29 protein-coding genes are annotated in these 26,837 nt (G+C 27.3%); 1 reads left to right on the top strand and 28 read right to left on the bottom strand.

Annotation, left to right across the window (positions count from 1 at the left end; translation table 11 throughout):
- Positions 1–2: 2 nt before the first annotated feature.
- Positions 3–677 (bottom strand): gamma-glutamyl-gamma-aminobutyrate hydrolase family protein, encoded by a 675-nt coding sequence (locus tag RYM86_RS03160; protein ID WP_315077717.1) that lies wholly within the window; start codon positions 675–677, stop codon positions 3–5.
- Positions 674–3,673 (bottom strand): PEP/pyruvate-binding domain-containing protein, encoded by a 3,000-nt coding sequence (locus RYM86_RS03155; protein ID WP_315077716.1) that lies wholly within the window; start codon positions 3,671–3,673, stop codon positions 674–676. Before RYM86_RS03155 ends, RYM86_RS03160 begins: the two co-directional genes overlap by 4 nt.
- Before the next feature lie 127 nt (positions 3,674–3,800).
- Between RYM86_RS03155 and RYM86_RS03150 the strand changes: the two genes are divergently transcribed.
- Positions 3,801–4,838, top strand: a complete 1,038-nt coding sequence (locus RYM86_RS03150; protein ID WP_315077715.1) for an IS6 family transposase — start codon at positions 3,801–3,803, stop codon at positions 4,836–4,838.
- Positions 4,839–5,043: 205 nt separating this feature from the next.
- On the opposite strand, the gene RYM86_RS03145 is transcribed toward RYM86_RS03150, so the two are convergent.
- The 26 genes from RYM86_RS03145 to RYM86_RS03020 form a co-directional block, all read right to left on the bottom strand.
- A complete protein-coding gene (locus RYM86_RS03145) occupies positions 5,044–5,700 on the bottom strand; it encodes a glycosyltransferase family protein (protein WP_315077714.1) in 657 nt (218 codons plus the stop codon).
- Positions 5,701–5,731: 31 nt separating this feature from the next.
- The gene (locus RYM86_RS03140) at positions 5,732–6,412 is read right to left on the bottom strand and encodes an HAD-IA family hydrolase (protein WP_315077713.1); all 681 of its coding nucleotides are present in this window, start codon (positions 6,410–6,412) and stop codon (positions 5,732–5,734) included.
- A 26-nt stretch (positions 6,413–6,438) separates the two neighbouring features.
- The gene (locus tag RYM86_RS03135; protein ID WP_315077712.1) at positions 6,439–7,416 is read right to left on the bottom strand and encodes an ATP-grasp domain-containing protein; all 978 of its coding nucleotides are present in this window, start codon (positions 7,414–7,416) and stop codon (positions 6,439–6,441) included.
- Between the two features lie 134 nt (positions 7,417–7,550).
- Positions 7,551–8,576, bottom strand: coding sequence for a UDP-N-acetylglucosamine 4,6-dehydratase (inverting) (gene pseB, locus RYM86_RS03130; RefSeq protein WP_315077710.1), 1,026 nt, complete (start codon positions 8,574–8,576; stop codon positions 7,551–7,553).
- A gap of 80 nt (positions 8,577–8,656) precedes the next feature.
- Positions 8,657–9,004: a hypothetical protein gene (locus RYM86_RS03125; protein ID WP_315077708.1), complete on the bottom strand. Its 348-nt coding sequence runs from the start codon at positions 9,002–9,004 to the stop codon at positions 8,657–8,659.
- 75 nt (positions 9,005–9,079) lie between these two features.
- Positions 9,080–10,807 carry a 6-hydroxymethylpterin diphosphokinase MptE-like protein gene (locus tag RYM86_RS03120; protein WP_315077706.1) on the bottom strand — a complete coding sequence of 576 codons (1,728 nt, stop codon included), beginning with the start codon at positions 10,805–10,807 and terminating at the stop codon, positions 9,080–9,082.
- Positions 10,808–10,992: 185 nt separating this feature from the next.
- Positions 10,993–11,805, bottom strand: coding sequence for a flagellin (locus RYM86_RS03115; RefSeq protein ID WP_315077705.1), 813 nt, complete (start codon positions 11,803–11,805; stop codon positions 10,993–10,995).
- Positions 11,806–12,034: 229 nt separating this feature from the next.
- Positions 12,035–12,214, bottom strand: coding sequence for a YjfB family protein (locus RYM86_RS03110; RefSeq protein WP_315077704.1), 180 nt, complete (start codon positions 12,212–12,214; stop codon positions 12,035–12,037).
- A 107-nt stretch (positions 12,215–12,321) separates the two neighbouring features.
- The gene (locus RYM86_RS03105) at positions 12,322–12,648 is read right to left on the bottom strand and encodes a flagellar protein FliT (protein ID WP_315077703.1); all 327 of its coding nucleotides are present in this window, start codon (positions 12,646–12,648) and stop codon (positions 12,322–12,324) included.
- Between the two features lie 4 nt (positions 12,649–12,652).
- On the bottom strand, positions 12,653–14,182 hold the full coding sequence (fliD, locus tag RYM86_RS03100; protein ID WP_315077702.1) for a flagellar filament capping protein FliD: 1,530 nt from the start codon (positions 14,180–14,182) through the stop codon (positions 12,653–12,655).
- A 20-nt stretch (positions 14,183–14,202) separates the two neighbouring features.
- Positions 14,203–14,580, bottom strand: coding sequence for a flagellar export chaperone FliS (gene fliS / locus RYM86_RS03095; RefSeq protein WP_315077700.1), 378 nt, complete (start codon positions 14,578–14,580; stop codon positions 14,203–14,205).
- 12 nt (positions 14,581–14,592) lie between these two features.
- The gene (locus RYM86_RS03090; protein WP_315077699.1) at positions 14,593–14,889 is read right to left on the bottom strand and encodes a hypothetical protein; all 297 of its coding nucleotides are present in this window, start codon (positions 14,887–14,889) and stop codon (positions 14,593–14,595) included.
- A 19-nt stretch (positions 14,890–14,908) separates the two neighbouring features.
- Positions 14,909–15,265, bottom strand: a complete 357-nt coding sequence (locus tag RYM86_RS03085; protein ID WP_315077697.1) for a flagellar protein FlaG — start codon at positions 15,263–15,265, stop codon at positions 14,909–14,911.
- A 185-nt stretch (positions 15,266–15,450) separates the two neighbouring features.
- Positions 15,451–15,666, bottom strand: coding sequence for a carbon storage regulator CsrA (gene csrA / locus RYM86_RS03080; RefSeq protein WP_315077695.1), 216 nt, complete (start codon positions 15,664–15,666; stop codon positions 15,451–15,453).
- 4 nt (positions 15,667–15,670) lie between these two features.
- The gene (gene fliW / locus RYM86_RS03075; RefSeq protein ID WP_315077694.1) at positions 15,671–16,096 is read right to left on the bottom strand and encodes a flagellar assembly protein FliW; all 426 of its coding nucleotides are present in this window, start codon (positions 16,094–16,096) and stop codon (positions 15,671–15,673) included.
- Positions 16,097–16,113: 17 nt separating this feature from the next.
- Entirely contained in the window at positions 16,114–17,322 is a 1,209-nt protein-coding gene (gene flgL / locus RYM86_RS03070; protein ID WP_315077692.1) for a flagellar hook-associated protein FlgL, read from the bottom strand.
- A gap of 180 nt (positions 17,323–17,502) precedes the next feature.
- Complete coding sequence (gene flgK, locus RYM86_RS03065) at positions 17,503–19,284, bottom strand: flagellar hook-associated protein FlgK (protein WP_315077691.1); 1,782 nt, start codon at positions 19,282–19,284, stop codon at positions 17,503–17,505.
- A 92-nt stretch (positions 19,285–19,376) separates the two neighbouring features.
- Positions 19,377–19,787, bottom strand: a complete 411-nt coding sequence (locus tag RYM86_RS03060; protein ID WP_315077689.1) for a flagellar protein FlgN — start codon at positions 19,785–19,787, stop codon at positions 19,377–19,379.
- A gap of 3 nt (positions 19,788–19,790) precedes the next feature.
- Positions 19,791–20,069: a flagellar biosynthesis anti-sigma factor FlgM gene (gene flgM, locus RYM86_RS03055; RefSeq protein ID WP_315077688.1), complete on the bottom strand. Its 279-nt coding sequence runs from the start codon at positions 20,067–20,069 to the stop codon at positions 19,791–19,793.
- Positions 20,070–20,434: 365 nt separating this feature from the next.
- The gene (gene fliY / locus RYM86_RS03050) at positions 20,435–21,589 is read right to left on the bottom strand and encodes a flagellar motor switch phosphatase FliY (protein WP_315077686.1); all 1,155 of its coding nucleotides are present in this window, start codon (positions 21,587–21,589) and stop codon (positions 20,435–20,437) included.
- Positions 21,582–22,577: a flagellar motor switch protein FliM gene (fliM, locus tag RYM86_RS03045; protein WP_315077684.1), complete on the bottom strand. Its 996-nt coding sequence runs from the start codon at positions 22,575–22,577 to the stop codon at positions 21,582–21,584. Before fliM ends, fliY begins: the two co-directional genes overlap by 8 nt.
- A 21-nt stretch (positions 22,578–22,598) precedes the next feature.
- Positions 22,599–22,994 (bottom strand): chemotaxis protein CheW, encoded by a 396-nt coding sequence (locus RYM86_RS03040; protein WP_315077682.1) that lies wholly within the window; start codon positions 22,992–22,994, stop codon positions 22,599–22,601.
- A gap of 24 nt (positions 22,995–23,018) precedes the next feature.
- Positions 23,019–23,378, bottom strand: a complete 360-nt coding sequence (locus tag RYM86_RS03035; protein ID WP_003369818.1) for a response regulator — start codon at positions 23,376–23,378, stop codon at positions 23,019–23,021.
- Positions 23,379–23,396: 18 nt separating this feature from the next.
- Positions 23,397–23,996, bottom strand: a complete 600-nt coding sequence (locus RYM86_RS03030; RefSeq protein ID WP_315077678.1) for a chemotaxis protein CheC — start codon at positions 23,994–23,996, stop codon at positions 23,397–23,399.
- A gap of 23 nt (positions 23,997–24,019) precedes the next feature.
- On the bottom strand, positions 24,020–26,053 hold the full coding sequence (locus RYM86_RS03025) for a chemotaxis protein CheA (RefSeq protein WP_315077677.1): 2,034 nt from the start codon (positions 26,051–26,053) through the stop codon (positions 24,020–24,022).
- 11 nt (positions 26,054–26,064) lie between these two features.
- Complete coding sequence (locus RYM86_RS03020; protein WP_315077676.1) at positions 26,065–26,832, bottom strand: protein-glutamate O-methyltransferase CheR; 768 nt, start codon at positions 26,830–26,832, stop codon at positions 26,065–26,067.
- Positions 26,833–26,837 lie beyond the last annotated feature (5 nt).

Here is a 26,837-nt window from a genome sequence, read left to right as displayed (position 1 = left end):
ATTCATTTCTCCTCTACATATGACAACCATTTTTTCATAATAAAATCATCACACAAAGCTTTACTTCTTTCTGGATGCCACTGAATACCTATTGTTTTATAGGATTTATAGTATAATCCCTCTATAACATTCTCTTCTGTTATTGCAAAATAATCTAATTTACTTGATAAAGTTTCTATTACTACTCCATTATTATGATATGAATTTACCTCTAATTGCTTTAAATTTAAGCATAACATTTTATCAAGTATTTTTATTCTATGCATTGTATTTACATGTTTTGCTTCTTCTAATCTTTTATTTAAATCTAGTATTTGTCCACCGAAGTATATATTTATCATTTGCATTCCCCTACATATTCCCAAAACAGGTATGTCATTTTTTATACAGTAATCTAATAATCTATACTCTGTTTCATCTCTTTTATTTTTAAACATATTATTAGATTCTATATTATTTTTTGTTATTAATATATCTTCTCCACCTGTTAATATTAGAGCTTTACAATTTAAATTTTTAAAGTATTCTACGGGATCAATTAAATTATTAGGTATTAATATCGGTGTTATATTATATTGGTTAAAAAATTCAATATAATCACTACTAATTCCGTCTCTAACTTCATAATAAGTTTGATTTTGTATAATTCTCATAGTAACTCCAATTAAACAACTCATTTGATCACCTTTATCTGCTTAGTCTCACAATTTAATTCGATGATTGATAATTCCTTAATATTATTATATATTATTTCTCCAGTTCCTATTGCTGCTGGAATTCCAAATTCAGCACATCTTATAGACATATGAGATGCAGCTCCTCCATACTTAGTTATTAATCCCTTAATATTATTTGAAAAAATCCAATCATATCCAGGATCTGCATTTTCAATAAGTACTATTTTATTATCTATGTCTACAAATTTGACATTTAATGCAGTTATCTCTACAATCTCACCTGAAATCATTTTATTTGTTATATAATTAGGTGCACTCTCTATTATTGAAAACTCTTCTACCTGCCAAGGATGCAAAATTAAACTAGGTAATTTTATTAATTGCGTTAGCATAAATTTCTTTTTCCTGTATTCACATTCTCTTACTAATTCTTTCTCAAATGAATAACTTGGACTTTCTTTAGCTAAAGAGAGTATTTTATCTAAAGATATGTAAGACATATCATCTTTTGTAAGCTTAAAATGCTGACCCAGCTTACCAACTAATTCCAAAATTTTATTTATATTTTTTGTAAACTCAAACTTTGACCATTCTCTTGCTGATATAGATAATCTAATAAAATCTTTTAATTTTAAATAATCACAGTCTAGATTATTTAGTCTCAGTTGTTCATTAATAAGCTCACTTTTATCTTCAAATATAGTATCCATCCAACTGAATTCGTCTTCCGTCATAACAGTAGCAATTTTTTGTGAATTCTTAAAGTATATTGCATATCCTTCAATATAATTTAATGAATTTATATCATATGTATTTGGTCTTAAATGACCATATTTTCTTAAAAACTTGCTTTTAGAAATTTTATTTAAATTAAGTAATTCATTGTCTACTTTAAAATCACGAGCTACTGTAGGTATTGATAATAAAATTTTATCATACTCATTATCATTTATTACTTCTCTTTCTTTTAAAGTTTTTAAAAAACTCATTGATATAAAAGCAAATCTAGCTAAAATTGAAAAAGGTAATATACCGTTTAGTATACAATCATTTATTAATATATTAATAATATTAGGAATTTCAATTATTTCTAACGCTTTGCAGTTATCTATGGCTTCCAGATTACATATTAATTTATTTAGCTTTTCTTTTTGTTTATCTAATATAGAATCCGCATTAATTAAAATATTATTAGTTAATCTAGTTAGACATTTCCTAAATTGTGAAACTTCCCCTTTTGTAAACGAATTATCTAATAATTCTTCTTCATATTCTGTAAAATTAAAATCTATAATAGTTTTAGCAATCTTAAACTCGATTTTATCATGAAAGCATGGAGTATTCTGTAACTTTTCAATTTGATGATTTACAATTTTTTCACATAATTCAGCATCTAAATCTTTAGGCAACAAAGAATTCAAACTTTTTCTAACATCTACGTAAGGTTTTCCTGATAGTGATACTACCAGTGGTTCATATCCTAAAGATTTGTAGCCTAATTGTTCCCTAGCTATTGTCCATATCCCATCAGTTATAAGTTTTTGATACAGTGATAAGCTTAATGGTCTTGGTGAACTCCCTATTAACTCTGCTGGATTCCAATCCGGCATATTTCCTAATATTGTAGTAGCCCCTGCTAAATTAATTTTTTTTCTAAATATATTAGAAACGTATTCTTTTAAGCTTTTTACTTCTTTAAATACATCATCATCTGTTAAAAGTATCTCTTTTTTATATGAAACTATTGGTCTAACTTGAACTATATATATATTATTATTATCTATGATAAATTCCATATCTAATCCATCATATCCAGTAAGGCTCTCTACTTCTTTAACAGCCGTTATTATTTTTTTGAATTTTTCATCTATTATATTAAATTTATCCTTTAATATAATTTTACTTTTAATATCTTTACTTTTTCCTGAAGTAACTGTATCTGTAAGTCCACTCTCATCATCATAGTTTATTAAATAGTAAGGAGATGAATCTTCTAAATCTCTAGTAAATATAACTCCGCTTATTGTGCTATTAGATATATATTGTTGAATTAGAACTTGATTATTTCCATCATCACTGTTATAACTATGAATAACTTTATTTATTAATGTTTTTACCATTTTTTTATTCATAACATCAATATCCAAATAACTTTCAAATTTCCCTGCATTTGATTGATTAAAACAATCCTCACTTAAAGAACTACTTCTTATAACTATCGTTTTATCCTTATATTTACTTTTTATTTCATTATAAATGAATTCCGAATTCTCATTCCATTGTTTAACTGTAAATACTAACTGCTCTAAAATAATTGAATTGTTAACAAGGTTTTTTAATGTTTCTAATGTTTGAGCTTTAGTTCCAAGTATAAATTTAGATAATCCAATTTTATTTTTAACATTGATTATATCTTTTAAATTTTTAGCTTTTATAAAATTTACATTATTCCCCTTATTCTTAATTAAATAATCAATCCATTGCAAATAACTTTCCTCTTTATTATTTAAGAAAAATTTTTCAATATTATTTAATATACTATTTATTTGACTACTATTTATTTTTAAGATTCCATTATAATTAAGCAAATCAGTTGTAATTCCCATAAAATTTTTATCAATAACTTCTTCACATACTCCAATAACTATTGGTTCTGTACTATCTATTAAAGAATTTATATAATGTTGTTTATATAATATGTTAGATTGAATAATTAGACAATCTTCATTACTTATCTTCAATATGTCATAAACTAATCTCAAGCTCATCTGATTATTTTTATCATAATAAAATGAAAAATTATTATATTTATTTATGATCTTCTCTATATGATATCCACCAATATAAAAATACTGTATATTTTTCTTATTTATACTTCCTATGTGCCAATCTAGAACACGTTGTCCGTTATAAATATTTTCTAAAGAAATTGGATAACTATCATCTGCATTTAGTTTTCGTATTCCTTTGTAATTATCTAAAATTATAACATTCATTTTATTTTCTTCCCCTTATAAAATAATGCGATCTGTTAGGTTATATGAACATTGCGCTTCTCAACCTTAGGAAATACAATAGGTTTGCAACACTTAATAATACCCCCTTAAAAAGGAGAGAAGAACAATGAACAAGACTAATATAAAATGTCCACGCTGCCATTCTGATAAACTATATAAATTTGGTTTGAATAAGCAGGCTAATCAAAAGTATCAATGCAAAATGTGTAAGCGCCAGTTCGCCTTAGGCGACGGTGACGGACTGCCTAAAATGAATTATCCGAGATGTCCAAAGTGTGGCAAAGGCACATACTTGCATCACGCTTACAAACATTACAATCGCTATAAATGCAATAATAAAAAATGCAATAATAAAAAATGTAATCATATAATAGTTAAACATCATATCATTAACATTGATGATGCATCTAGCGAGTTAATTACCGGTTCCCTTTCTATGAAAGGAATGCGATTTCCACTTCATTTTATATTGACTGCATTAACTTTATACTTTCTAAATAATTCACCAACAAGATCAATTTCACAATTCTTAATGATGAACTGCGGTATTAAAGTCTCTCATGTAACCATAGCAAGCTGGACTAATAAATTTGCACCTTTTTTCAAACAAAAGGCCGATAAATTTAAAGATAGTTTAGATTTACAATCTGACGATTGGCACGCTGATGAAACTGTTATATTTATTAATGGTGAAAAATATTACCTATGGCTAGCTATTGATTCAGAAACTAGATTTATTTTAGCTTTTCATCTAACTAAATCTAGAAGCTCTGATTCCGCATATACACTTATCAATGAAGCTAAAAATTGTGGAGAACCAACCTATTTTATAACCGATAGATTGCCTTCATACAACCAATCTGCCGCCACGGTATTGCCAAATACCAAACATATACCAGTAGCTCCTATGTCTAGTGATACAAATAATAACTTAATTGAATCATTTAATAAGACTTTTAAAGCCTGGTATAAAGCTAAAAAAGGCTTTAATTCTTTTGAGAAAGCTAATAATTTAGTATATTTATTTATCTTTCACTATAATTTCATTAGACCACATGGATCATTAAATAACTATGCCCCAGCTGAAGTTGCTGGTTTCGCTAGTGATAGCTTAGATAAAAACTCTTGGTTTTCAGCAGCGTAATTAAACTTAATACTTTTGATTAACCTGCAAAAATCACTTTTATTGCAGGCTTGTTTGCTAGGCAATAAAGTATTCAAACTTATATAATTTTCAAAGAGCGAGTAATTCTATGAAAAATCAAGCTGTTTTTTCATATCAGCTTAACAGATTCAAATAATGACGTATTTAATAACTAATTCCATAAATTCTAATGATTAAATCATAATTAATTAATCAACATATTCTTAACTTTTTCAAAGTCCTCTTCCGTATCAACACTCAAATTAACATCTCTATCCTCAAAATACTTTCCTTCACCTTTAACATATCCAACCTTAAATTCATCTTGATGGTTATAAATATAATAAGTGACATGTTCTCTGAAAGGTTGAAATTCATTTTTATGTATATCTTCTTCTGAACAAACTAAGTCATAAACTTTATCTAATGCTTCTTTAGAAAATACCTCTACATCAAATCCTCTTTGAAATGTATTTGGTACATCAAGTCTTACATAATCATAGTCATACATTAAAAACTTAGTTACAACATTATCAACTATTATTGGATTTATTAAAGGGCAATCTCCAGTAACTCTAATTATTATGTCACCATCATATTTATCAGAAGCTAATTTATATCTTTCTAGAACATTATCTTCATCGCCTCTGAAAACTTTAAAATTTATACTTTTTACATATTCAACCAAAGAATTGTTTATGTTTAAAGTTGATGTTACTAAAACTATTTCGTCAATATATTTACTCTTTTTAAGTGAATTAAGTGTATAGCTTATCATGGGTTGTCCATTTATTTCTTTCATTACCTTACCTGGCAATCTTTCTGATCCCATCCTTGCTTGAACTATACATAAAATTTTCATACTAAATCACCTTTTCTTTTTCATTTTTTAATTATTTATTAATCTTTTTTAATAAATTTTTTAATTCTAAAAGATTATTTATGTTAAAATCAGCTTCATATTTTTCTTCTAAAAAAGTATAAATATGATCTCCATTTTCTCTAATAATTCTAATTGTCTTAATACCTAATTCTTTGGCTCCAATAAAATCTTTATTGGGATTATCTCCAATATATATACATTCATTTTTAGCCACATCAAAATAATCTATCATATCCAAATATGATCTTTTATGAGGTTTCCAAAATTCCCTTCCAATATCATCTGTGACTATAATTCTATCTACTAGAGTTTCAATATCTAGCCCTTTTATTTTATTCCATTGCACCCTAGCACATCCATCTGTAATTATCCCCATTTTATATCTTTTTCTTCTAAGCCATTTTAATATTTCAACGCTATCATTGTATAAGTTTAATTTTGGTTTACAATTTCTATATATATTAATTAACTTATTTATATCTTCATTAAAATTGTTTTCTTCACAAATTATATTAAAAATTTTTCCCCTACCTTGTTTTTCAAAAATTTCTTTCATTCTTTCATATAATAAAATAGTATTCTTATTATATTTGTTTCCTAAATAATTGGCTACATCCTCAAATGCACATAATACATATTCTTTTTCATAATATAAAGTATCATCTAAATCAAACATTATTAACTTAATCATTTTTCACCTGTAGCTATTTCTTATAATTAAATGTAAATAGCATCCTCATATCTAATCATAGTTTTCTCAATAAAATTTTCTATGTAATTAAGTTTCTCTCCCTTTAATATTCTAGAAATTTCTTTTCCATAATTTGCTCCAGATTCAAAACTCAGAGGAACCCCACCACCGAATCGTGGATTTATTTCCAATAATAATATTTCACCATTCTCTTTTTTAAAAAACTGTATTGTTAATGGCCCAATTAATCCTACGTTGTTTTCATCTTTTAATCTATTTAAATATTTTAATACTTCTTTAGTTACATTGATTATTTTACGATCTTTTATCGTTGCACTTTTTACTACCTCGCCAGATCTAACTTCTATCCTCTTTCTAGGTACTATATATATTGGTTCTCCTTCTAGATCCACTAATATATCAACAGTGTATTCATCACCTAATATAAATTCTTGAACTATTTTTTCTTGAACATATTCATTAAAGAAAATTAGTTCTTTAATAGTATTAATTTTATAAATATCTTTACTCCCCATACCACATTTAGGTTTTATTAGAAGCGGTAATTTATTTATGTCACTCTCTTTAATAATATTTTCTACTTCTTTTTTTAAAAAAACTCTTATATTATTTATTGAGGAATTTATAAAATAATCATAAGTTTTTTTCTTATCTTTGCATATATTAATAATATCTTTATTACTCAATAAAAGTAATATTCCAATGCTTTTAAGTATGTTTCTTGAATTATCTAAAATTTCAAATTCACCTTCATACAAAGGAATTAATACATCTATTTTTTCATTCTTGCATATATTAATAATAGTTTCTATATAATTTTTTTCATTTATTTTAGGTATCTTGTAAAATTTATCAACAAAATATCTACCTGCATTTAATTCACTTGCATCTACACCAATTATAGTAAAGCTCTCTTTTAAATGTTTTATTAATTGTATTCTTTTCCCTATTGATGTTATTAACATTACAGGTTTATTGCCCACCTATAATCACCTCATTTATGAATAGTTATCAATTTTACTTGTATGATTAACATTTATTCTATAATAAAGAAATCAATCTTTAATCAATAAATTACTATAAATCATTTTCCCTTATTAATACAAATTATACTCTACTACTTATATTTATTAGAATCATAAATGCCTTCATTTTTAAGAAGTTCTCTTAATTTGTTAACTCCTATCCATTCTTTATTAGTTCCTGAATCATATTCAAATCCTTCTTCAACTAATTTTCCACCTGGAGTCATAAAATTCTGAGAGTTCCACCAATCAAAATGTGGATATATTATGTAATGTTTATCATACTCATAAGTCATTCTAGAATCGTCTTTAGTTATCATTACTTCATCTAATTTTTCGCCTTCTCTTATGCCAATTTCAATCATATCAATATCATCATTCATTGCCTTAGCTAAATCAGTTATTTTAAAAGAAGGTATTTTAGAAATATAAGTTTCTCCACCTCTTGATTCTTTTAATGCTTTAAATACCAAATCAACACCTTCATCTAAAGTGATCCAAAATCTAGTCATTCTATAATCCGTTATAGGCAAAACTTTTTCTCCATTTTCTATGAGCGATTTAAAAAATGGTATGACAGATCCCCTACTTCCTGCGACATTACCATACCTAACTACTGAAAATACTGCTCCATCTCCGCCAGAATAAGCATTCGCTGAAATAAATAATTTATCTGAAACAAGCTTTGTTCCTCCATATAAATTTATTGGATTTACTGCTTTATCTGTCGATAATGCTACAACCTTTTTTACTTTACAATCTATAGCTGCATCAACAATATTTTGTGCTCCATGTATATTGGTCTTTATAGCTTCAAAAGGATTATACTCACAAGCCGGCACCTGTTTCATTGCTGCTGCATGTATCACATAATCTATATCTCTAAAAGCTCTATATAATCTATCTTTATCTCTTACATCTCCAATAAAAAACCTGAGTTTATGTATCTTATCTGGATATTTTATTGAAAATTCCTTTTTCATAACATCTTGCTTAAATTCATCTCTAGAATATATAACTATTCTTTTAGGATCAAACTCATTTAAAATTCTTTCTGTGAACTTTTTTCCAAAAGAGCCTGTACCTCCAGTTATGAGAATTGATTTATTATTAAGCATATTACTACCTCCATTTAAAATCAGAACATAATTTTAGAATTCAAAATATTTTGTTAAATAATATTTGTTATTGTCATTTTTTAATTTGCAATTACTTTCTTTATATTATTTTGAATTTCTTCTAAAATATCTAATATTTCATACTTAAATAAATCTCCAACTAAAATATAGTCTTCATTTTCTAACGCTTCTACTATCTCACATAATTTTTCACTTATTTTAATAGTATCTATAGTTCCTTTATGAATATTCTTGGTTAAATCAATAGCATTTAATAACCACTCTACTCCATCAGCTATTAAAGGTATTAATCCAATTCCTTCTTGCTCATTTCCTACTTCAATATAATCCGTAACTTTATTAGCTCCATTTTTTAAATTATCTATATATTCATTAGCTGTTACTAAAACTTCAAATTCATTATTCACAATTACTTATCCCCCTTAATCTTACTTTCACTATCTTGTCTACTATATTATATATCGTAAATTACACTTAATTCTTTAATCTTCTAACTCTTTTACAGCTAATTTCAATTTTTCACAACATATTTTCATAACTTTTTTAAGTCCACAATATATTGCTCTATTTTTGTTAATATTTTTCTTAAATGCTACTTCTTTATTATCAGACATATTGATTATAAATTCATCATTATTTTCTATTTCATATATAGTATTAAATAATATAGAATTTATTATATTTATATCATTTATATTATTCCTCAATTTATGATCTATGTCATCCAAATCTTTTAAATTTTTATTTATACGGCTTTGTTTCTTTAAATAATAATTTATCTTAAAATCATCTAATACATGTTCTCCCTTATCACACAATGATATATCTTGTTCTAATAACTTTATATTTTTTTTCAATCCATTTATAACATCCTGTGTCTTATCATCAGCTTTCAAAAAAATCTCTAATTCACTAATATGATTCTCTTTAAAGTTATTTATAGTGTCTTTTAAAGTCTTATTTTCTGTTCCTTTGATATTAACTCCACCTTCTGTAGCATTTATAAACTGGGTATTGGGAAAAGCCTCTATTACTTCTTCCATAGCTAACCTATATGAATTAAGGACAATACTAGTTCTAACTAATTCTCCATTTATATCTTCTACATATAAGTCATCACTCCTTTTGTAATCATCAAAAGTAAGCTTTTTCCATTTATTCCCTGAACAAATAGCATGTCCTTTTTCTCCTGTATAAGCTAAATCTTGGCCTATAAATACAACAGGATTACACCCCATATAAGCTGCTAATATGGTCATTGCATGAGCTACAGATCCACCACCTGATAAACTTTGAATTTCTTCTTTCCATACATCTGATAAAAATTTATTATTTGCACTAAATATTTTTTTTCCATTATGGTTTTCAATAACTTTAGAATTAGTCCCCTCATAAAAAACCAATGGACATGTTACTTTATCTATATGATTTTCAACAAGTTTATACGATACTCCTCCTGGATCAACAACACATAAACACGTTGGTTCAATTTTTCTTTCAACTAATGTACCAAGCGTTCTTCCACCTGTTAATATTAAGCTATTCTCAATTCCTTTTAGTTCATCTACATTTTTTTGAAGAGAAGGCCCCGCAGATACTATTATTGCAGGTATATTTTTATATTTATCTTTAAGATTATTAACCACCGTCCCCGTTGCCATATACTTCAAATTATCCAATAACGAATTAAACCAATTTATTCCAAAGTATAATGATGTATTTTTATCTGAAATTATTCTTTGAGATTCATTTTTTATCGTTTCATAAATATCATTTAATTTACCAATATACAGCTTTTCATACCTTGCATAATATTCTATTTCTAAATTATTTATATTTACTTGAGTAATATATTTTCTAAAAAAAGATTTCACTTCATCAGCATTTTGAGCTAATTCTATTCTAGGATTTTTAAAAATATTCTTCGTATTATCGTAACTTTTATAATATTCTACAAGTTCATCATTTATTTCAACAATTAAAATCTGACTTTTATCACTAATTTTATTTAATAATTCTACTATGTGCTCACCTAGTGATAATCCAAAAACTATATAGTTATCATTTATAGTACAATTTTTAAATTCTTTAACAAAATTCTCAATTTCTCTTTTCTGATTATATTTACTTCCTATATATTGTTTCTTACCGTCTATATTAACTTGAACAATATTATATCCATCTCTAGATTTATCTATATTTAAACTCATCATTATTCTCCTTGTCCAATTCTAAATAATAATTTTTCTCATTTTCACTCAATTTATAATATATATTATCTCATTTTATATTATTTTATTCCATATTTTTTAAAATTTGTTTTAAATTTAAATAGAAAAAACTCCATATTATAGAGATAAAATTCTATAATACAGAGTTAATTCCTAGTTCATAATTATCTTAATAATTGAAGAACTCCTTGTGGTTGTTGATTAGCTTGAGAAAGCATTGCTTGTGCAGCTTGGTTAAGAATATTATTCTTAGAGAAATTCATCATTTCCTTAGCCATATCAACGTCTCTTACTCTTGATTCAGCAGCTTGTAAGTTTTCTGAAGTATTGTTTGTAGCAGATATAGTATGTTCTAATCTGTTTTGAACTGATCCTAAATCTGCTCTAAATTCTGAAACTGTTTTAATTGCAGTATCTAAAGTAGTTATTGCAGTTGCTGCTTCTGTTTGTGCTGATATTTTTGTACCAGTTAAGCTTAATGCTGTTGCTCCCATTGATTTAAGGTTAACACTGATAGTTTGATCCTCATTAGCACCTATTTGGAATTTAATTTCTGTGTTTGAACCATCTAATAAGTTTTGTTTATTGAATTGAGTTTGTGTACCAATTCTTGTTATTTCTGATTTTAATTGTTGGAACTCTTTGTTTATTTGAGCTCTATCTTCATCAATATTAGTTCCATTTGATGATTGAACTGCTAATTCTCTCATTCTTTGAAGAATTGCATGAGTTTCATTTACAGCACCTTCAGCTGTTTGAATTAAAGAGATTCCATCTTGTCCATTTCTTGCTGCTTGGTCAAGACCTCTAATTTGTCCTCTCATCTTTTCTGAAATAGCAAGACCTGCTGCGTCATCTCCAGCTCTGTTTATTCTTAAACCAGAACTTAATTTTTCAATTGATTTTCCAGCTGCTCCTGTGTTTACTCCCATTTGTCTGTGTGCATTCATTGCATTCATATTGTGATTAATAATCATAATAAAATTCCTCCTTGAATTTTCATAGGACATCCTTGTCCTTAATTTTTTATTTATTTAAAAGTCATCTATGACTCTCAAAACATATTTAAACTTTACACTTATATTATCGCACATATATTATGATTCTTTATAGTTTTTTATTACTTTTTTTATTTTTATTGCTTTTAAAAATTATTTTTATATTATATTTATATTATCGTAAATGTTGTATTACACTTTAATATTTTTAAACCATCTTGTCTATATTTATTCCTTTTCCAGGTTCAACAACCATATTATTCATCATTTCTGTCATTTGATTTGCTACTTGCTTTTCTGAATTCATCCCAAGTTTTAAAACTGATAATTGAACTGCTGTTTTTAAAGCACCTTGGTTCATAGAAATCGACATTGCTCCTATATCCATAAATATTCCTCCTGAAACCTAAATTATTTAAAGTTCTCATATTAAAGAATGCATTAAAATTGTAATTTTTATTAATTAAATTTAACCTCAATATATCAACTTCATATTTAAACTCTTTTAGAAAAGAGATTACTACTCCTATTAGAAGTAGCATAACCTAAATTAGCTTGTTTTTTAGCGGTTATCTTTTTTATCTCATCCTTTACGCATAACATTTTTTCTTTTAATATAAATTCTAATTCCTTATCTAAATCATATAATCCCTGTTCTAAATATATCCTTTTTATTTCAGTTTTATCTAAATCTAAAGATAAAATGTTTTTAATTGCTTCTTCTCTTTTTTCAAACAAAGTCTCATCTTCTCTATCTTCTTTTATTGAGTTTATTATTTGTAAATTAATTTCCTTATATTGATTAAAAATATCTATATTCATATATCTAACTCAATCCTAATTGTGACATTAAACTAGATTGTTGTGAATTAAGTTTGTTCATCATTGTTTCAAGTGTAGCATATTTTGTATATAAAGCTTGTTCTCTTCTAGAAAAACTTTTTTCCATATCTTTTATTTTATTTTCATAATCCGATATATTCTTAGTCAATGTATTGTTAGAAAAACTAGTTGTACCTTCATATCCAGCCTTTTCTATTAATGCAGAATCACTTTTAACAAATTCTTTATCTAATGTATCCTTTAATTGATGTAATACACCTTTTTCACTTGGATCTGTGGAATTAGGATTTCCTATAAATAGATTCATAACACCTTCAGTATTTTCTTCTAATGCCTTTGTAAGTTTATCTTCATCAATAGTAAAAGTCCCATTTTTAGTTCCTGAATAGTCTTCAACTGGTTTTATTCCTATTTTTTTAAGATTTAAATTACTATCCTTCATGAATGTTCTCATAGTTTGTTTCATTGAATTTGCAATTCTGGTAACATCCGAATCTCTATATAATTGTCCATTTTCTACTCTTTCATTCCAAAGTTTAATTTCTGATTCTGACATTTCTTTCTTTTGATCCGCTGTTAAAGGAGTATAACTTCTATCATGCTTTGTCATTGTAAGAGTATTTAATTTTTCCATAAATTTATTGTAGTCATTAACGAATCCTACTAACTTATCCTTTAAGTCCTTTGAATCAGTTTTTCCTGTTATCTTAACTGGCTTCTCAACACCATTTTGTTTAGTTACATCATTAAAACTGAATGTAATACCATCTAAAGTTACTGTATTGCCCTCTTTGCTTGTTACTTTGTGTGCAACACCATCCTTTGATATATTAGCTATTAATTCTTTATCACTTGCTACAACTTCATTAGATTGACCTTTATTAATTACAAAGTTTCCTTGTCCAAATTCTTTTGATTCGAATACTATACCTTCACTAATTTCACTATACTTAGCATTTATATTTAAAGAACTTAAGAATTTAGTTTTTTCATCATCTGTAAGTATTGTATCATTTTTAATTTCATTTTTCTTATCTTCTATTGCTTTGTTAAAATTCTTTATTGTTTCAGCAGCATTTTCTTTTGGTGTTTTAGAAGTATCATTCACAACTTGAAATTTTATTTCTCCTGCATTAGTTGTTATTGTTTGTTCTCCACTAACACCATCTTTTAATATTCCAGATGCTTTTTCAGCTAATTGTTCTACTGTAACTTCATAATTTCCTTTTATAGCTCCACCTTGTGCCTTTACACTTACAATATTTTCATCACTAGATGAAAAAGCAACTGTTCCCCAACTACTAGTACGTAATAAACTATCACTTTTCACTATATCAAAATACTTATTGTAGAAATCTTTTCCATCTTTTATAACATCTCTGTATAATTTTTGTTTTATTTCAGTAACATCTTTCTTTTGGGTCATTTGATCTATTTTTATTCTATAAGGTTTCATTGAATTTTTGATTATTTCATCCATATCAAGTCCTGTTGCAAGTCCTGTAATTCTCATTTTGCTTCACTCCTTTTTTATTATGCTCTTTTTGCTCTTTTTTCAGCTTCGTGCCACATATCCCTTATTTCTTCAATAAGTGGTATGATCTCATCTATAATTTTCAAATCTTTTTTTAAATTTACTTCAAATAATTTCTCATTTATAAATCCATAAATATTAAACATATTTTGTGCCCATTCTCCAGCACTTGTATCAATTGATGCTCTAAGTTCAGTAAAAATATCTTCTGTTTTAATTATATTTTCATGTGCTTTCTTTACATTTTTATCAACTATAGCTTGTCTTGCTACTTTGGCAAATTTAACCGCGCCATCAACTAACATCAATAATAATTGATCTTTAGATGCATAATTAACGCTATTTGTTTTATATGCAGTATATCCATTCGAATACATTAATTTTTCCTCCTACTTTTCTATATCTAAAAATCTACCTTTAGAATTTATTTCATTTAGTTTTTCTACTTTTTCTACTTTTACATATAAATTCTTTGAATTACATTTCACTCCGTCAATTGTAATGTATTTTTTTGAAGACTTTTTATTTTCCTCTTTATTTTCACTATTATTCTTATCTTTATTTTCGTCCTCTTTTAAATCTTTCTTTATGCTTATATGATTATTTCCATGAATTTTATCTGTCTTAATTTCTTCTTTTAATTTATCCCTAAGGTCAGTATCAACTTTATTTATTCTAAACTCCATCTCAATCCCCCTAAGATAATTAAGCTTTTTTATCTAACAATCCAAATTGTTTGCACATACTTGCAACCATATCTAAGATTTTTTTAGGAGGAATTTCTAAAATCACTTCTTTTGTATTATCATCAACTATTTTTATCATTATAGATCCTAAATCTTCATGTACAGAATATTCTGCATGTGCCTTATCATCTTCTAAAAATTTATTTAATTTTTTAAGTGATTTATCTAACTCTTCTTTACTATACTCTTTATCTGAAGAATCTGATTTTTCTAATTGTTTTATCTGGATATCATTATTTATATTTTTAAATTCTGATGTAGCACCTTCAATGTCATTATTAATCATATTAACTTGTCCTAAATGATTAATATTCATTTTTACTCCTCCTTAATTTCTATTTGATTTTTTAAGAATTTATTTTAAATATGTGTTGATATATGCAATAAGTAAAGTGGTATTGTAATTGGACTATACTCATTTTTAGTATTCCTAAGTTCAATTACTCAGTCTACTTTACCTATGCATATATCAACACGCTATTAAAACAACGCTTTTTAAAATTATTTTTTTAGTCCTTTTAATAAACTCATATCTATATTCATAGCTTTTTTATTTTCTTCTTTAACTGCCTCATATAATTCTTTTCTTAATATAGCTGTTTCTCTTGGAGCATCTATTCCAAGTTTAACGCTTCCATCTTCTAGCTTTAAAACTGTAATTTCAATATCATCACCAATCATTAAAGACTCATCTTTTTTTCTTGTAATAATCAACATATTATCACTCCTCTATTAAAAGATGTTTTATTTTATAATCTAATTTATCTAATATTATTTGTTCCCCTAAATTATTAGAAATATTTATAATTATTGGTGCCTTTAAATTCGTAGTTATTTTTTTAGGATCTGAATCTAATGTTACAGTCGTTAATAAAACAACATCACTTTGATTTTTTACATCTAATCTTTTAGTGTCTTCATCACTTAATTTAATTTCATACTCTTTAAAAAACTCAAAAGGAGAAACTACAATAAGGCCTGCCTCATCATCTTCTAAAGATTGAAGTAACTTAAAAGGTTCACATTCTTTTAAGTCAACTAAAGCATATTCTTTTAAATTCTCAAAACCTAAAATTCCTTTTTTAAAAGTCACTTTATTTTTTTCTTCATACTCTATCTCTCCATGTACTTTTGAAACAAATACCATAGTTCATCTCTCCTATTCTATAAATAATCTAATATAGTTGCCGGAAGTATTTTAGCACTAGTTTGAAGTGCTGCCATATATACTGTTTGCATTATTGAATATTGTATCATTTTTTCTGTGAAATCTATATCTTCAGTTTTCGATAAAATATCAGTCATGTTTAAATTTTCTGCTTCATTCTTATCTTGTGCAGATTCCATTCTATTTTGCATAGCTCCTACTTCAGCTCTATGTTGAAGTAAATTCTTAATTATATCATCTACTTCTCCAAGACATTCACCAGTAATTACAGATTGATCTCCGTCCGCACCAAGATTTTTTATGATTTTATTTAATGTATCCATAACATTAGTACCATTACCTTGTAAAATATCTACAGCATTCTTGTTATAATTAATTAAAACCCCTTGAGAAACTTCAACATTCAAATCAGATCCAATTTGTTCTAAAGCATTAAAAGACGGCACCATAGAAGCAAGCCTTCCTACATCACCATCAGAAAAGCCTTGTCCATTCAACTCATTCTTAAATAAATCCTCTGTTGTTACTGGTGGAGTTCCAGTACCTACTGTACTTAAATCAATTTGAACTGTAGTTTCTGCAGGTGGTGTTACACTAGAATCTGTTATTGTTATTTCTACTGCATCCCCTTTTTTTTCCATACCACCTATAGTTTTTGTCCCACCATCAGTAATCGGATTAGTAAGTTCTATCTTTACTCCATCTGTAGTCTTACTTACAGCATTTCCATCTTTATCAGCATAACATAATTCACCATTTGAGTTTACCATTATAGGCTTAGATGTACTTTTTGTTCCACCAAATATATATACTCCATCAAAATTAGTATTTAATATTTGGCTTATTTCATTAACTCTTTCTTTGATTTCATCTTGTATAGCTTTCTTTTCATCAGTATCATATGCACCATTACCAGCTGTAACTAAAAGTTCTCTTACTCTAGCAAATACATTTCCCATTTGATTTAATGAAGTATCCGTTGTATCTAACCAATTTGAGATATCTTTAATGTTTTCATTATATTGTTTATTAGCTCCAATTTCCGTATACATTTGCATTGTTCTTGAAACTTTATATGGATTGTCTGATGGTCTGCTTATTTCCTTACCTGAAGATAATTGATTTTGTAGTTTTTGTATATGATTTAAATTAGTTGTCATGTTACTTTTATAATTTGAAGACAACATACTTGTAGTTATTCTCATAATTTTACCTCCTATTTATTAACATAAACATAGCTTTTCATTCGTTTTGTTTTAAGATAATGTTTATATATGCAATAGGTAAAGTGGGACTATAGTCATTTTAGTATTCCTAAGTTCAATTATTTAGTCCTACTTTACTTATGCACGTATCAACATTACACTAAATCAAATTGTAATATATTATCTCTTTAATCCGTTTATAACAACATCTAAAAGTTCATTAACTGTTGAAATCACTTTAGCATTTGCGCTATATGCATGTTGAAATTGTATTAAATTAGTCATTTCTTCATCTAAAGAAACTCCTGAAACTGATAATCTTTGCATTTGCAAATCTTGCAATATTTTACCTTGAGTACTTACATTTCTACTAGCAGTCTCTGCATTTACACCTAATGTATTTATTATTTCTTTATAATAAGCATTAATAGTAGATCCTTCTGAACTACTTATCATATTTATTCCATCATCAAAGTTTACTTTTGTATTAGCAAAGAAATCTTCTCTATTCTTTATTTCTTTTGAATTAGTTAAATTCATTTTAACATTTCTAAGATTTGCAATTGCTAATGCTCTATCTCCGTTACCTTCTCCTGCATCAGATGTACTTGAAACATTTAATAAAGAAACATCTTTTAATAAATCTTTATTAACAGTTATATTTTTCGCATTTATTCCATTTTCATCTATACCATTAGTAAATACAAGAACATCCGTAATTTGATCTTTTCCATCTGTACTTCCTGTTTGAATTGCGTTAACAGCATAAGCTAACCCTACAGCAATTCTATCTAAATCAGACATATAGCCTTTTATAGTATCTTGTACTCCTTGATTACCTGCTATATCACCTTTTATATGTTTATTATCTACAGTATTAACATCAACATCTAATTTATGTGTTTGAAGTATTTTCTTATTTATATCATCACTACTCATTGTAACAGTAGTAGCCGGCGGAACTATTTTTCCAACAATTCCATCTTTATCACCCATCAATACTCTATTTTGTGTTAATGACTCTGCAATTTTTTTTGCTTCATCCTCATCCGCACATTCAATTGTGATAGTTTCTTCTTTACTATTTAAATTTCCTAGGGGATGATACTGTAATTTAACTGTATACTTTCCAGCAGCATCTTTTTCTACTTCTGCGTTCTTAACATAAGAAAATCGAGTGTAATTTTCATCAGTGGGACTTGAATTAACTAAATTATTAACTGGATTCTTATCATTTTGATAACCTTCTAATTTTAAATCAATTGACTCTCTGTCTTTTCTATCTATTGTTATTCCAAATTTAGAACTTAGTTCATCTAAAAGATTGTCTCTTGCGTCCATCAAATCATTTGGAGTTTGTCCAACTGCACACACACTTGCTATTTGCTTATTCAATTCATTTATTTGATCTAAATAATTATTTACATCCTTAACGTTAACTTGTAATAATTCTTGAGCATCTGATAATTGTTTATCTAGCTGAGTATAAGTATTATTTAATGCATCAGCCAAAGCAGCTGCCTTTTGAAGTGCTATTGTTTTAGTTGATGAATCATGTGGTTTTTTAGATAATTCTTGGAATGAATCAAAGAATTCTCCTAACAATTGTTGTATTCCTGAATCAGAAGGTTCTCCAAATATATTTTCTACTCTATATAAAAATTTATCTTGAACGTCGTAATTTCCAAGCTTTCCATTTTCATGTCTTACTTGAAAATCAATAAAAGAATCTCTTATTCTTTCTATTGATGAAATTTCTGCTCCAGTACCAACTTGTCCAACTGAGCATGTATCAAATCTAGACATTCCTCCAAAAGGTCTTGTAGTTGTTGCTACTGCCCTCTGTCTTGAAAATCCAACTGTATTTGCATTTGCGATATTATGAGATGTTGTATTTATTGCTCCTTGTTGTACATTTAGCCCTCTTTTTGCTACAGTAAATGTATCAAATAGTCCTGCCATTTATATTCCTACCTTTCAAATTTCCTACATCCTTGTCTTTTTTTATTCCCCATCCGTGTTTTTATAATTAAAAAGACCTATACTCTTGAGTATTATCTTCTCAAATTACCATAAGAGTTATAAGTCTTCATTTCCCTATTAGGATTCATAATATTTAACATTTGATTATTAAACATTATTTGTTGTTTTAACAACATTTCATTAGTTTCCTTTTGAAATGTTACCTGATTCAATGTTTTTTGGATTTTATCATATGATATATTCAATTTTTCATCATTAGCTGTATTTAATATATCTTTTATGCTTTGCTTTCCGATTAGTTGTCTTCTGCTTACTTCTTCACCAGCTATTTTTTTATTACATTCATTCAACTTGTCAACTAATCCTTCTAATCCAAAAACATCTTTTTCCATTATCATCTTGTATTGTATTTCGAATAAACCTAATAATTCTCTTAACGCAATCTCTTCACTTTCTATTATTTGTGTTAATTTATTTATCATTGTTTACTTTTTATTCTCCTTTATAGCTTCTAATATACTCTTTGCTGTCAATTTAGAATCTACCTTATAAGTTCCATTTTGTATCTTTTCTTTAATTTCTGCTACTTTTTTAGTATTATCTATATTGCTTTCTAAAGAATAATCTTTTATAGATTTTCCAAGTGATGAAATTTCTATTCTATCTCTTGTTTCAACTTTATTAGCTTTTTCAACCTTATTAATATTTTTATTAGAATTATATATATTTACTGCAGAATGTGCATTAATTCTATTAATACTCATGTTTCTTTACCTCCACAATCTTATCTTACTCATCATTCTTCTTTTATTATCGTACTTTTATATATTAAGTTTAGGCATTTTTAACAAATTAATACCTTAATAATATAAGTATTTATCATATTTATAAATTTTAAATCTTCTCTACAAATATTAATAATAAAATAATTATATCTAATATACCAATTTTGTATTTTATTACTAATTGTAATGCATTAGCCTTAATCAACCTTAAATAGTATACTGTATCCAATAAATAATCCCACCATATTTTAACTAAAAATAGAGATATAATTAATTTATATAACTTTTAATACCAAAATTATATACTATTAATTACATCTCCATCTATTTTTAATTACTCTCAATTATCTAAGAGATCTTATTCTTTCAGCATTACTTACTATACTTGTTATTCTTACACCAAAGTTTTCATCAACAACAACAACTTCACCATAAGCTATTTTCTTTCCATTAACTAATATTTCAACTGGTTCTTCTGCTAATTTATCTAATTCAACTAATGATCCAGTACTTAAATTTAATATATCTTTTATGCTCTTTTTAGTTCTACCTAAAACAACAGATATATCTAATGGAACATCTAATATTAAATCTATATTCCTAGGTACTTGTGCAGTATCTCCTGGAGCTAATGTTTCAAAAGCTGCTTCATGCACTTCTATTGGTTGTTGTTGTACTCTAGGTGCTTCCACTATAGGTTTTGCCTGAATTGGTACTGATTGTTGAGCAGCTGCCTTTTGTGTAGTTCCTTGAACCACTGGTTTTTCTTCTACAACCTTTGCTGACTCATTAACTTCACTACTGTTATCCTCTTCGCCCATCATTATAGAAACAATCTTTTTAGCTGTATTCAATGGTAATATTTGCATTATATTACTATCAACAAGATCTCCTATTATTAATCTAAATGAAACTCTTACGATTTCTTCATCTTCTGATAAAGTTTCTGTAATAGGTTCATTTTTTTCTTTCCATAACTTTGATGTTGGAGGAGATATATCAACCCTACGTGAAAACATCGTTGCCATAGAAGTTGCTGCCGAACCTATCATTTGGTTCATTGCTTCTTGAACAGCACTTACTTCTAATTCTGATAATTCAGGATTTTCTGGCACTTGACCATCTCCACCCATCATCAGATTAGCTACTACAGCAGCATCATCTGTTCTCATCACTAATATATTTCTTCCTATTATTCCTTCTGTATACTCAACATCTAAAACTATATTAGGAGTTTCAAAAGAAGCCTTCATATCTTTTAATGTTGTTAAAGAAACTACAGGTGTTGTTATATTTACGTTTTGATTAATAATTTGATAAAGAGCTGTAGAAGCTGATCCCATGGATATATTTCCTATTTCCCCTAACAGGTCTTTTTCAATATCAGTCAACTCTTCTTTATTCCCATTATCTTGAAGAATCTCTTGCGTTTCTTCATTACTAAGTTCCCCTGCTAGAAGTGCATTTATTTCTTCTTGCGATAGAAAACTATTACTCATACTCTTTCACTTCCTTATCTATTATATCTAAAATAGCAACACCCATATTCTTTCCTGTTATACCAGGTTTAGCATAGTAACATTCCTCATCTCCTACATATACCTTTATAGGTGAAGAGCTCTTATTATCAAGCTTAATAATATCGCCCTTAGTTAATTTTAAGAAATCATCTACTATGATATTCGTATTTCCAAGTTCTGCAAATACTTCAATATCAACTTTTTGGATTCCTTCTTCCATTTTGACTCTTGATTCTGCAATTAATGTTTCATCATCGTTTTGGAACCAATATTGTACCACTAATTTATCTAATACTTTTTCTATACTTAAATATGGAATACACATATTCATAAATGTACTATGTTCTCCAAATTCTACAGAAAATGTAATAAGTGCCACTGGTTCATTTGGCGCTAATGTTTGATTTATTGCTGGATTTGTTTCTATTCCTTCTACCTCAGGAGTTACATTTAAAATATCTTCCCATGCTAATTTTAGATTACTGATCATTCCAGTAGTAACTTGTTTTATTATATTTTTATCTATATCAGAAAATTCCTTATTACCTATTTTCCTATCTCCACTTCCCCCAAGCAAAATATCTATTATTTGAAATGAAAATTGAGGATTTGTTTCAAATATAATTGATCCTGTCAAAGGGGGCATTTTAAATATAGTGATGATAGTAGGATTTTGTACAGAATGTATAAATTCCTCATAGGTTATCTGTTCTACAGTTTCTATTTTTACTTTAACATTCTTCCTTATTTGTCCTGTTAAATAATTCGAAGTTATTCTTGCAAAGTTATCATGAATTAGTTCTAAAGTTCTTATGTGATCTTTAGAAAATTTTTGCGGACTTTTAAAATCATATAACTTTATTTTATGCTTTTCTTCGTCCTTAGGTACTGTCTCTGGTTCTAACTCACCTGTAGATAAAGCAGATAACAAGGCATCTATTTCACTTTGTGATAAAACATCTGCCATTTTTTATCCCTCATTTCATTACTAATTTAATAACTTATCAATATTTATTATTGTTAGAAGTTTGTTATTATAATCTACAATTCCTTTTATATAGCCTGGAGCATTATTATCATCTAATCTTTGTACATCCTTTTCTTCTATATCTAACACTTCGTCAACTTCATCAACTGATATTCCAATTTCTTCTTCCTTAACAGTTAATATTATTATGTTATTTTGCTCAGCACTTGAGTCAACATTTAATAACAGATTTATATCAACAAGTGATTTTATACTTCCTCTTAAGTTTATTAATCCTTTAATATAACTAGGTGCCTTTGGCACTCTAGTTATACCCATCATATCATTTATACTTTGAACACGTTCTGTTTCAACAGCAAAATATTCATTTCCTAATTTAAATACTACTATCTGCATTTAATACACCCCCATACTTGCATTTTAACCAAGTACTTTTTTTATCGCTTCTAATACTCTATCAGCTTGGAATGGTTTTACTATAAAATCTTTTGCTCCTGCTCTTATTGCGTCCATAACCATAGATTGTTGTCCCATAGCAGAACACATTATTATTTTTGCACTTGGATCAAATGCTTTTATTTGTTTAACTGCTTCTATACCATCAACATCAGGCATTGTTATATCCATTGTTACAACATCTGGTTTCTCTTTCTTATACATTTCTACTGCTACTGCACCGTTGCTTGCTTCTCCAACTATTTCGAAGTCATTCTTTTCTAATATATCCTTTATCATCATTCTCATAAACGCTGCATCATCTACTATTAAAACTTTAGCCATTTAAATCTCCCTCCAAAATTAATTTACTCCAATTGATTTTAATATTTTCTCTAATGAACCAGGCATTGGAACATAATAAAAATGTGCTCCAATCTCCTCTTGAGTATCATCTAAGAAAACTGTCTCTATGTCAAGTATATTTTCTTCATATTGACAAGACTCTATGAATGTTGTTGTTAAAATTGCACTAATCATATCATACGCAACTGCTGGAACTGATGGAATTATCTTAAGATTAGTAAACTCAGCTATTGCATTCATATATGATCCTGTAATTATGTTAGTTATTTCACATAAAACCGACTTTCCCAGTTCACTAGTAATGTCTTCCTCACAACCTGCTAATCTTTCAATCATTGCTTTAGCTCTATTTGCATTAAAAATTAAAAGAATATTCCCTGAAATATCTCCAAGTACTCTAATAACAATCCCTGCAACCTCTTCTTCACTATTTAATTCAATAATATCTTCAAGTTTTACGATATTCACTGATGGTACTGTCATATCTATTTTTTCTGATATCATTACCGAAAGAGCAGTTGCAGCATTTCCAGCACCAATATTAGATACTTCTTTTAGCGCATCTAACTGCATACTATTGAAGTTGGCATATTCCATCTCATACCTCCTATAAAATTATACTATAATAATGCTCCCACATCTAATATTAAAGTAACTAACCCATTACCTAATATGGTTGCTCCAATGTACTGATCTAATCCCTTTAATGTCTTGCCAAGAGGCTTAATTACAATTTCTTGTTGACCAAGTAATGAGTCTACTAATAAACCTATAGTTTTATCACCGACGTTTACTATTATAACAAATTTCTTTTCAGTTTCACCAGCCTCAATATCTAATGTTTCATTAAGTCTTACTAATGGAATTACATTTTCTCTGTAAATTATAACTTCTCTTCCATTACTTGTCTTTATATTTTCTTCTTTATAATCTATTACTCTATCAATGAATCCTAAAGATATAGCAAGAGTTTCTTCCCCTATTTTTACAAGTAAAGCTTGTATTATTTGTAATGTTAACGGAAGTTTTATTACAAATGTTGAGCCTTCACCCTCTTTACTAAATACATCAACTGTACCACCTAGAGATGAAATCTTTGTTTTAACAACATCCATTCCAACTCCTCTTCCAGATATATCTGTAACAACCTCATTAGTACTGAAACCTTGAGCAAATATTAAATTTTTAATATCATTATCTGATAATCCTTCAGTATTTATTCCTTTTTCTTCTGCTTTAGCTTTTACTCTCTCAACATTTATTCCAGCACCATCATCTATTACTTTTATAAGTGCTTTAGTTCCTTCTTGATAAGCAACTAATTTAACTGTACCAACCGGATTTTTTCCTGATGCAATTCTATCTTCTCTAGATTCAACACCATGATCCGCAGCATTTCTTAGTAAATGTATTAACGGTTCGCCAATTTCATCTATAACAGTTCTATCTAATTCAGTTTCTGCACCCTCTATGAGAAAGTTTATCTCCTTATTTAATTCTATTGAGACGTCTCTTATCATTCTTGGGAATCTATTAAATACAGTATCTAATGGAAGCATTCTAATTTTCATAACTAAATCTTGAAGATCAGAAGTTGTTCTTCCAACTTGTTCTAATGTTTCATTTAATTCTGGTGATTTATGATCCATTACTATTTGTTCAAGTCTTGTCCTATAAATAACAAGTTCTGAAACCATATTCATTAAGTTATCAATTCTTACTAAATCAACTCTCACTGATTGATGAGCTTTTTTAGATTCTTTTTTAACTGAATTTGTTTTCTTTGTACTATTTTCTGCTTTAGGTACTGGTTTATTTGCCTTAACTTCTTTAGTCACAATTTCAGCTTTTTTAGATTCTTCTCCATCTATTTCTTTGACTAAAATTTCATTATTAATTTCCACCATAGAAACTTCAACTTTTTCAACTTCTGATATACCAGTCACTATATTAGTTATCTCTTCAAGTGTGTTATGTGTTACTATAATAAAACTTAAATCTAAATCAAACTCTTCATTTTCTATTTCCTCAGTCGAAGGTTTTGATTTTAAAATTTCTCCATGATCTTCAAGATCTTTTACAATTAAAAAAGCTCTTGCTGATTTAAGCAATGTGTTTTCGCTTATTTTAATTTTTACTTCTATTACATTAAATTCTTTTTCTTTTGCTTGTTTAATTACTGATATATCATATTGATTTAATTCAAATGAAGAATCATTATCAGAAATATCTTTATTTTCAACTTCTATTGAAACTTCTACATTTTCAGTTTCTTTTTCAATTGCTATATTTTCTAGTGCCTTTATAATATTTTCTATATCTACACTTTCTTCTGAAGAACTTTGAATATTGTCTATCATTCTTTCTAATGTATCTAAGCAATCAAATAGAACAGTTACAACTTCTTGAGTTACTTTTAACTCTCCATCTCTGAATTTAGCTAATACATCTTCCATTTTATGAGTTAACTCTGCAACATCATTAAATCCCATAGTGGCAGCCATGCCTTTAATTGTGTGTGCTACTCTAAATATTTCATTGACCTTATCATTATCTTCTGGATTTTGTTCTAAATCTAAAAGTGATTCATTCAAAGTTTGAAGATTATCTAAAGATTCTTCTAAAAACATAGTCATATATTGAGATGTATCCATGTTATCCCTCCTTATATCTTTTTATAAATAAAGGTAGATGCTTTTTCAAAACCATATTCTTTATAATTATAAATGCTTTCAGTAGCACCAACAAATAAAAGTCCACCTTTTTTCAATGAGTTACTAAACCTTCTATAAATATTCTCTTTAGTGTCATTATTAAAATAAATAACAACATTTCTACAGATTATCAAATCAAAGTTAGTATCATATCTATCTAAAATTAAATCATGCTTCTTAAAAGTAACCATTGATTTAATTTTATTGCTTATATAGTATTTATCGCCCTTATTCTCAAAATATTTACTCAAATCCTGATTTTTAATATTTTTTATTTCATTATTAGTATATTCACCTATTTTAGCTTTTGATAAAATTGTGTTATCTATATCTGTGGCAATTACGCTATGTCTTCCTCTTGGAGCTATTTTATCTAGCATCATTGAGATAGTATATGGCTCGCAACCAATTGAACATGCAGCACTCCAAATTTTTAAATTAGGATTATTAGGTAATAAATCTTTTACTATTCTCTTTTCTAAGTCATCAAATAATTCTGGATTTCTAAAAAATTCTGTGACATTTATTGTTATAAAATCTAAAAATTTTTGTTTTTGAGCTGGATCATTCTTTATAACTTTAGTATATTCATCTAAAGACTTAATTCCAACTCTGCTCATCAAACTATCAATTCTTCTATTAAGTTGATCTGGTTTGTATGCTGATAAATTTATGCCTAATTCTCTATGAACCCATTTATGAAAATCATTAAAATCCATATTTT

It is taken from the genome of uncultured Clostridium sp. (assembly GCF_963527835.1).
In the GTDB taxonomy this organism is placed as follows: domain Bacteria; phylum Bacillota; class Clostridia; order Clostridiales; family Clostridiaceae; genus Clostridium.
The sequence above is the reverse complement of the archived record's forward strand: the minus strand, read 5'-3'. Positions and strand labels throughout refer to the sequence as shown.